Here is a 4178-nt window from a genome sequence, read left to right on the forward strand (position 1 = left end):
GGCCATTAAGATCCTGAATTGGGAACGGCAGCGGAAAAAGGTTCGCCTGCAATTTGTCTGCGGGGAACGGGTCATCCAGCAGTTAGCGCAAAAACAAACTGTTTTGCTAGAACTAACGAAGTTGCTGAATGCACCGGAACACGATATGCCTTCAGCCGCAATCAGATTACTTGAAACAAATAAAGCATTGGAAAAATCCTTAGAACAAGCTAAAGAAGCATTAATTCAGTATGAGGCAAAAGAAATATTGGAAGTATCTCAGGATAAACTGGTGGCTGAGGTTTTCAAAAATCGTTCCATTCAAGAACTGCAAAAATTGGCTCGAGCGATCATCGCTTTAGATGAGGAAGCCATTGTTTTAGCTGTTTCTGATAATCAACAACAGCTTCAGCTTGTTTGTGCCAGAGGAAATGGCAGAAATGAGAGTATGAAAAAATTAATTGGATCTGCACTTCCATTGATTAACGGCAAGGGTGGAGGGAATGACTCCTTTGCTCAGGGCGGCGGGCCGGCATTAATTTCAGCTCAGCAGCTACTGGAGCATTTACGGGGTTCTGCCTTTATAGAAGCATGAACTTACTCAATTCGTTCATAATAAGTGTATCCAAAAATAAGTAGCATCATGAAGGGAAGGTAGAATTAGATTGAAAAAACAACATATTGGTGTTGTCGGGGTTGGAGTAATGGGGCGGAGCCTTGCCTTAAATTTTGAGAGCAAGGGTTTCTCTGTAGCGGTTTATGACCTATCTGCAGAAAAAATTACTGAAATCTTAGACCATCACAAAGATAAAAATATAGTTGGTACTGTTAATATTGAGGAATTTGTACAATCTTTAGAGAGCCCACGCAAAATTTTGCTTATGGTTAATGCTGGTGAGATTACCGATAAAGCAATCCAATCATTGCTTCCATATCTGGACAAGGGCGATATCCTAATTGACGGCGGAAATACATACTATAAGGATACGATCCGCAGGAATACGGAATTGGCTGAAAAGGGGATCTTGTTCATCGGGGCAGGGGTATCCGGTGGTGAAGAAGGGGCGCTTAAGGGCCCAGCCATTATGCCAAGCGGTCAAAAAGAAGCGTATGAAGCAGTTGGTCCATTGCTGACAGCCATTTCGGCAAAGGTAAACGGTGATCCATGCTGTACCTATATTGGTCCAGATGGTGCCGGTCATTATGTTAAAATGGTTCATAACGGCATTGAATATGGTGATATGCAGCTTATTTGCGAATCCTATCATATGATGAAATCATTGCTTGGCTTGTCTGCAGAGGAGCTTCATGAAGTATTCCATGAATGGAATCAGGGAGAATTGGACAGCTATCTGATCGAAATCACAGCAGATATTTTTACAAAGAAAGATCCGGAAACGGGTAAACCAATTGTCGATGTCATTCTTGATACCGCCGGACAAAAAGGTACCGGTAAATGGACCAGCCAGAGCGCCCTTGACTTAGGAGTTCCACTCACCATGATTACGGAATCTGTGTTCTCCCGCTTCCTTTCAGCAATGAAAGATGAACGTGTCAAAGCCAGCAAGTTGTTAAAAGGTCCGAAAGAAAATAAATTTATCGGCAATAAATCAGAATTAATCGAACAAATCCGAAAAACACTTTATTTCAGCAAAATTATTTCTTATGCTCAGGGCTTCTCTCAATTTAAGGTGGCCTCTGAGGAATACAATTGGAATTTAAAACCTGGTGAGATTGCGAAAATCTTCCGTGGCGGCTGTATCATTAGAGCAGGCTTCCTGCAAAATATTATGGACGCCTATGATCGTAATCAGGAACTAGAAAACTTATTAATGGATACCTATTTCCAAGGTATTACGGCAGATTATCAGGATTCTGCTAGAGAAGTGGTCTCCATCGCTGTGAAGGCAGGGATCCCAGTACCAGGACTTTCCAGTGCACTAGCCTATTATGACAGCTACCGCTCCGAAGTCCTGCCGGCCAACTTGCTTCAGGCCCAACGTGACTATTTCGGCGCCCACACCTACAAGCGCATTGACAAAGAAGGAACATTCCACACAGAATGGCTTGAAATCTAAAGAGGACCCGCCCTATCGGCGGGTTTTTCCTGTATACTTTATATAAAGATGCACATTGTTGATTGGGGCGGAAGAAGGAAATACTCCTGCAGGAAGCTCTCTGAACCGCCCACGGAAGTGAAGCTCGTGGAGCGCAAATCAACAGTCTTATTAACAGCCAAAAGTAAAGGGGGACTTACAATGGGATTTCTTGATGGGTTAATGGGGAATGCTTCTGAAATTCATATTCATGAGCTGGAAAAGGAATTTGCCAAGATCTTGACACCAAATGAACAAATCGAAAAAGCATACAAGCTCATTCGTGATCTATTTATTTTTACCAGTAAACGTTTAATACTCGTCGACAAGCAAGGGCTAACAGGAAAAAAGGTGGAATACCATTCCATTCCTTACAAAAGTATCACCCATTTCAGCATTGAAACAGCGGGCAGCTTTGATTTGGATGCCGAACTGAAAATCTGGATTTCCGGCAATGCATTGCCGCTCCAAAAACAATTCAACAAGAGCTTAAACATTTACGAACTGCAAAGTGTTTTAGCCTCATATGTTCTAAAGTAAAAAAGACGAGCTCAGCCGCTCGCCTTTTTCTTATTTGAATGCTTTTTCCAACCGCTTTAATCCCTCTTTCACATCCTCAAAAGGACAGGCAAGATTCATGCGGACAAAGCCTTCACCGCCAGGACCGTATTTTGGTCCTGGTTCCAAGCCCAGCTTCCCTTTACGAATCAACTGTTCCCGAAGCTCCTCGTCACTTAGCCCCAACTTTCGGCAATCAAGCCAAAGCAGATACGTTCCTTCAGGGTCAATACAAGTAATCTCCGGAAGATGCTCGTTAATAAATTGAACCGCATAATCCTTGTTGTTCTGTAAGTAATCAATCAGTTCCTCCAGCCAGGATTCTCCATGAAGATAAGCCGCCTCCATGCCAACAATACCAAATGCGTTGAGAGAAAACAGACCTTGCCGTTTCATGGTCTCACTCAATTGATTTCGTAATGCTTTATTTTTGATAATGACAGATGATGCCTGCAAACCTGCCAAATTAAAGGTTTTGCTTGGGGCAATAAGTGTAATGGTTTTTTCGGAAAGTTCCTCACTTAAAGATGCAATCGGCAGATGCTTGTAATCCCTATAAACCAAATCGGAATGGATTTCATCTGAAACGATTAAGCAATCATACTGTAAACAAAGCTCACCAATGCGAGCAAGCTCATTCTTGGTCCAAACCCGTCCGGCAGGATTGTGCGGACTACAGAGTAAAAACAGCTTACAGCCTTCTTTTAAAGCATTTTCGAAAGCACTAAAATCCATCTTGTAGCGATTTCCTTCCAAGATCAATGGGCAATTGACCATCACCCGGTTATTTTTTTCAATCATATCAAAAAAAGGTGTATAGACCGGTGACTGTACCAGCACCTTGTCTCCTTCCTTCGTAAACGACTGGATGGACAGGCTAATTGCCTGCACAATTCCCGAGCAGTACAGAAGCCAAGAAGGATCTATGTTCCATTGATGCCGTTTCAACATCCAATCGGCAATGGCCTTTGCAGTTGAAACAGGGACAAAAGTGTATCCAAAAATTCCATGGTCGACACGGTATTTCAGTGTATCGATGACCGCTTGCGGTGGCTTAAAATCCATATCGGCAACCCACATCGGCCACACGTCTGACTCTCCAAAAATTTCTTTGGTTAACTCCCATTTTACCGACGACGTTTTCAATCGGTCTATTTTCTCATCAAATATTGACATCCTGTCACCGCCTGTTCCATTATCGTTGTTCCTAATTCCTATGATAAAATAAATCATGCAAATATATAAACATTTAGGTGATAAAATGCGAAAAGAAATTCTAACCCATTTAAAATATGCGGAATTATTAACTGAATGGGATCCGTTTCCTCAGTTTAACAGCGGCTATGAAACAGAAATCGTCGATGTGATTCAAGCAGTCCATGAATTGGACCATTCTTTAAAGCTGGCGAAACGTATTCAAGAAATTTATGATTTCTCTTTTGAAAAGATTCTCCCCTTGGAGAATTGCTTAAAAATCGCAGAACAATTAATGGTGATAAAAAATGAGGAATCCTGCTCGATTTAATTAAAAGGCTCTGTTAAACT

The 4178-nt window shown here is 41.9% G+C and carries 4 protein-coding genes and 1 pseudogene; 4 read left to right on the forward strand and 1 reads right to left on the reverse strand.

Annotated elements, in window-relative coordinates:
- The 3 genes and pseudogenes from V7083_RS23475 to V7083_RS23485 all read left to right on the forward strand — a co-directional run.
- Nucleotides 1–574, forward strand: a pseudogene (locus tag V7083_RS23475) (DHHA1 domain-containing protein); the annotation flags it as partial.
- Nucleotides 575–644: 70 nt separating this feature from the next.
- Nucleotides 645–2057 carry an NADP-dependent phosphogluconate dehydrogenase gene (gene gndA / locus V7083_RS23480; protein WP_335482613.1) on the forward strand — a complete coding sequence of 471 codons (1413 nt, stop codon included), beginning with the start codon at nt 645–647 and terminating at the stop codon, nt 2055–2057.
- A gap of 180 nt (nt 2058–2237) precedes the next feature.
- Entirely contained in the window at nt 2238–2615 is a 378-nt protein-coding gene (locus V7083_RS23485) for a PH domain-containing protein (protein ID WP_335482615.1), read from the forward strand.
- Nucleotides 2616–2645: 30 nt separating this feature from the next.
- On the opposite strand, the gene V7083_RS23490 is transcribed toward V7083_RS23485, so the two are convergent.
- A complete protein-coding gene (locus V7083_RS23490) occupies nt 2646–3809 on the reverse strand; it encodes a MalY/PatB family protein (RefSeq protein WP_335482617.1) in 1164 nt (387 codons plus the stop codon).
- Nucleotides 3810–3894: 85 nt separating this feature from the next.
- Between V7083_RS23490 and V7083_RS23495 the strand changes: the two genes are divergently transcribed.
- The gene (locus V7083_RS23495; RefSeq protein ID WP_335482619.1) at nt 3895–4158 is read left to right on the forward strand and encodes a DUF1871 family protein; all 264 of its coding nucleotides are present in this window, start codon (nt 3895–3897) and stop codon (nt 4156–4158) included.
- Nucleotides 4159–4178 lie beyond the last annotated feature (20 nt).

The organism is Bacillus sp. JJ1764, from assembly GCF_036962145.1.
In the GTDB taxonomy this organism is placed as follows: domain Bacteria; phylum Bacillota; class Bacilli; order Bacillales; family Cytobacillaceae; genus Neobacillus.